Source organism: Piscirickettsia litoralis (assembly GCF_001720395.1).
Taxonomy (GTDB): domain Bacteria; phylum Pseudomonadota; class Gammaproteobacteria; order Piscirickettsiales; family Piscirickettsiaceae; genus Piscirickettsia; species Piscirickettsia litoralis.
The window spans coordinates 548,319-551,974 of sequence record NZ_MDTU01000001.1 but is presented as its reverse complement, the minus strand read 5'-3'; the positions used below and the strand labels follow the sequence as shown (position 1 = coordinate 551,974).

Genomic DNA, 3,656 nt, shown 5'->3' with positions numbered 1-3,656 from the left:
AATATGTTAAAAGGCAATGTTAATATGGTCTCTTTGTTTCATGATCTTGGGGTGAAGCAAATGTTATTGGCCTATAACAAAAACAATAGCATTTCTGGTGGTTGTATGGAGGGTAATGAAGGTATTACTGCGTTGGGCAGGGAGGTTATTTTAGAAATGAATCGGGTGGGTATGACGGTGGATGTGTCGCATATGAGCTGTCGTTCAAGTTTGGAAACCATGGAAATCTCACAAAAGCCTGTGGTTTTTTCCCCATTCTAATGTTAAAGCATTGTGTGATCACCCGAGAAATATAAGCGATGAGCAAATTAAGATCTGTGCCGAGCAAGGTGGAGTTATTGGAGTGACTGGGATTAGTTTGTTTCTAAATGATGATGCTAACATCTCAACTCAGAGCATTATTGCTCACATTGATTATATTGCCGAACTGGTTGGCCCTGAGCATGTAGGGATTGGCCTTGATTATGTTGTTGACCAGAAAGAGCTTGATAATTTTATTTTGAATAACCCGGACTCTTTTAAAAGTATTTATCAGAAAAAGTCGCAGTCGATCGACTATGCTGTTCCCGAACAGCTTCGTGAAATTCCTGAGCTATTAGCCTTACGAGGCTACCCTGGCCAGTCTATCGAAAAAATTATGGGAGGGAATTTCGCTAGGATTGCTAAGTCCAACTGGCTTTAGCTGGGTGGCAGTCACATCAGATCTTCCATTTAAAGAATGCTGTTGCTAAGCCAAGCACACCGACAAATCCTGCAGCAAATAAAGAGATTTCGATAACTGTCATGATACTTCCCCTTAATATAGATTATGTTGTCGCGCAGCATGTTATCTTTTAAGGTGGACTGAATCAATGCTCTTTACACAGCCTTTAACCTTCATCCATGGCAAGAGTAACTGTATTGCCCGTGATGTCTATTGGCCCCATTTTCGAGAGGATATCTTGCTTGATCCAGGGGTAGGCCGCAGTGAGTTTATAGCTGTAGCGAAGCGTGGTTTTGTTGTGGTCACTAGGCTGGATACGCTGGTAATGCGTTAGAGTGGCCTTCGCGTAACAAAAGCGGATTTGATTGTTCTGGAGTTGAGTAAAATAAGGTTGACCTAAACTTGTTGTTGACAGGGTGATTTGCTTATCAAATTGAAGCATATTGAGGTAGTGCCGCTTGACGAGGACTTGAATCATCGGGTTTTGCCATAGAACTTGGTCTGAGCTTTTGCCCATGGGGATTTCTGTGCAGCCAATATCACTTTTTTTAAGCTCTTCGGCGAGCTTTTGAGTGATATCACTACCGCTGTGATGCTGTTTTGAAAGTGCTAATTGTCGTTGCTCACCTGAGCCTTGGTTTGAGAAAGCAAATACGAGAATAGTGAGTATGAGTAGACTAAACAGGATGAGCGTAAGAGGAAATTTATAACTTCTTCTTTTCTTTAGCTGTTGAACCCGTTGTTGCAATTGTTGCTGCTCTTTCAGGGATAAAACGACCGTTTTATCATCATTGAAGTCTTGCATGGTCTGTCTACTTCGCGGCTGTGGCTAATGTTAAGGTTACCAGAAAAGGTCATTTTATAGAAGTAATGAACGTTAGGATAGCTTATTTTACTTAAGAAAAAGTGAAGGCGATAAGCAATACTGATGTTCAGGAGGCTAAAAAAAGCTGTTAAATAAATGACATAAGACAAAATAGCAACCATTATTACGCTAGGAGCTCACTATTTATTATTTCTTAGGAGGGGGTGAGAACAATGGATGTCATTAAAAATGCGAGTGTCAGTCTTGACCAAGTGAAAACTGCATTTTCAGAGTCAGTGCTATATCATTTAGCGCCATCGTTGAGCGAAGCGACTCACAAAGTGATGTTGTTAATCAAATACTTAGAGATGGTTGGCAAAGAAGGGGCTTTGCCCAAAGCGTATTTTGAAGCGAATGGCCGGTACTCTGATTTGATCAATAAAGGATTAAAAATTGTTAATTATGCTCAGAGCCGTTTAGAGCTATTTAGAAACATTGCATTACGGGAGCAGGGTAAGCCGAATGCGGTGTTGACTGAGTCGGTCTCTTTAGTGCCTGGGATCGTCACAGATTTCGATGTAAAGCGAGCCTTGCATAGCTTACTTTCTTCTATGACAAACCTGGATGTACAAATTCGTCAGATGAATATGGCGACGATCATTAAAATGGGTGATCAAATTAGACAAGGTTTGATTTATGTAGAGCCTTTAGATTTACGTTGAATCAATACTTATGATTGTATAAAAACGAGTAAGATTACTTTGTTCGACCGCTCATTTTGCTTATAGGGTCTACATACTTAATGCTGATTTACTTTTGATTAAATTCGGCTTTATTTTGAATTGTTAATTTTCTAAAAAATTTTACAGTTTGAAGCTGAATTTAAAATCTTCATCTGGAAAATAATATATATTTATAACCTACTGATTAATAGCTTATTAATGGGGTTACTGTAAAAATTTATTTATAATAGTTATTAAATTATAAGGTAACGCATTGAAGTATTTGAAGCTTGTCTCTATAAAATCCATAGAAAAGTTAATGTTATTTACCATATCTATTTTATTTTAGGTGCTATAGCGTATTAAAAAATATGATTTATCAAGATTAAGGCGTTGCTCTAAATGTGCCAAATTTATTAAATTTTCCAGAAGATCTTAAGTGGGTTTTGGAGCAGCTTTTACTGTATGAGTAAATAGCCATTTTAAATGATGGTGAGGTCAGATAGGTTTGTCTAGAAAGAAAATTGTCATCATTATTCCTACACATAATGAGTCATTATCACTCTCCTGTACTGTTAAGTCATTGCAAAATGTTATTGCTGATATAAGCCATTGTAATATTCAAATTCTCATTTTTGATAGTGCTTCAACAGATGAAACAATTAATATTGCATCTAGCCTAAGAGAAAAATATGCCAATGTACACTTAGTTCTTGAATCAAAGAAGTCTGGCCTTGGCAGTGCATATATTCAAGCCATGGGTTATGCAATTGATGAAATGGCGGCAGATATCGTTTTTGAATATGATGCTGATGGCTCTCATCAACCAAAATATCTACCCGCGATGATTGACTTATTTAACCAAGGAGCGGATGTTGTGGTTGGGAGCCGGTATGTCAAAGGAGGTTCGGTTGATTCTTGCTGGCCATGGCAACGACATCTGACGTCTAAGCTAGGCAATCTTGTTACACAGTTATTTTTAACTTTTCGTTATAAGGACTTTACAAGTGGATTTCGTGGTACAAAGTCTTGCTACCTCAGTTCATTTTTAAATAAGAAGTTATTATCTAAACGTTATGCTTATAAAATACAGTTATTTTGGGATTTACACAAGCAAGGCGCTAAAATAGTTGAGCACCCTGTTCATTTTATAGACAGGTCTAAAGGTGAAAGTAAAGCGCCCAATGGAAATATTAAAGAATCACTTCTTCTTGTTATTACCCTTAGATTACTTGAGATGCGCCGTTATTTTTCGATGTGTATGGCAGGTTTTCTTGTTATGATTGTTCAAATAATCGCATTTGATTTTATGAGTAAATTTTTTTCCTTATAGTGATTCTAATATTGTGAGTATAGAAATTGCCATTTATGAATTTATCATTAACATGAAATTATATTAAATCGAAAAATAAAAATAAAGGTTTTT

At 37.0% G+C, this 3,656-nt stretch carries 5 protein-coding genes; 4 read left to right on the top strand and 1 reads right to left on the bottom strand.

Annotated features, from left to right (window positions below; genetic code table 11):
• Together BGC07_RS19195 and BGC07_RS02595 are read left to right on the top strand one after the other, a co-directional pair.
• A partial coding sequence (locus BGC07_RS19195) for a membrane dipeptidase (RefSeq protein ID WP_201258099.1) occupies nucleotides 1-261 on the top strand: 261 nt, incomplete at its 5' end.
• A 10-nt stretch (nucleotides 262-271) separates the two neighbouring features.
• Nucleotides 272-682, top strand: a complete 411-nt coding sequence (locus BGC07_RS02595) for a membrane dipeptidase (RefSeq protein WP_158006846.1) — start codon at nucleotides 272-274, stop codon at nucleotides 680-682.
• 187 nt (nucleotides 683-869) lie between these two features.
• Here BGC07_RS02595 and BGC07_RS02590 read toward each other — a convergent pair whose 3' ends face one another.
• Nucleotides 870-1,508, bottom strand: a complete 639-nt coding sequence (locus BGC07_RS02590; RefSeq protein WP_069311847.1) for a hypothetical protein — start codon at nucleotides 1,506-1,508, stop codon at nucleotides 870-872.
• Nucleotides 1,509-1,741: 233 nt separating this feature from the next.
• Between BGC07_RS02590 and BGC07_RS02585 the strand changes: the two genes are divergently transcribed.
• Both BGC07_RS02585 and BGC07_RS02580 read left to right on the top strand, forming a co-directional pair.
• Nucleotides 1,742-2,230 (top strand): hypothetical protein, encoded by a 489-nt coding sequence (locus BGC07_RS02585; protein WP_069311846.1) that lies wholly within the window; start codon nucleotides 1,742-1,744, stop codon nucleotides 2,228-2,230.
• Nucleotides 2,231-2,738: 508 nt separating this feature from the next.
• Nucleotides 2,739-3,563, top strand: a complete 825-nt coding sequence (locus BGC07_RS02580; RefSeq protein WP_069311845.1) for a glycosyltransferase — start codon at nucleotides 2,739-2,741, stop codon at nucleotides 3,561-3,563.
• The last annotated feature ends 93 nt before the right edge of the window (nucleotides 3,564-3,656 follow it).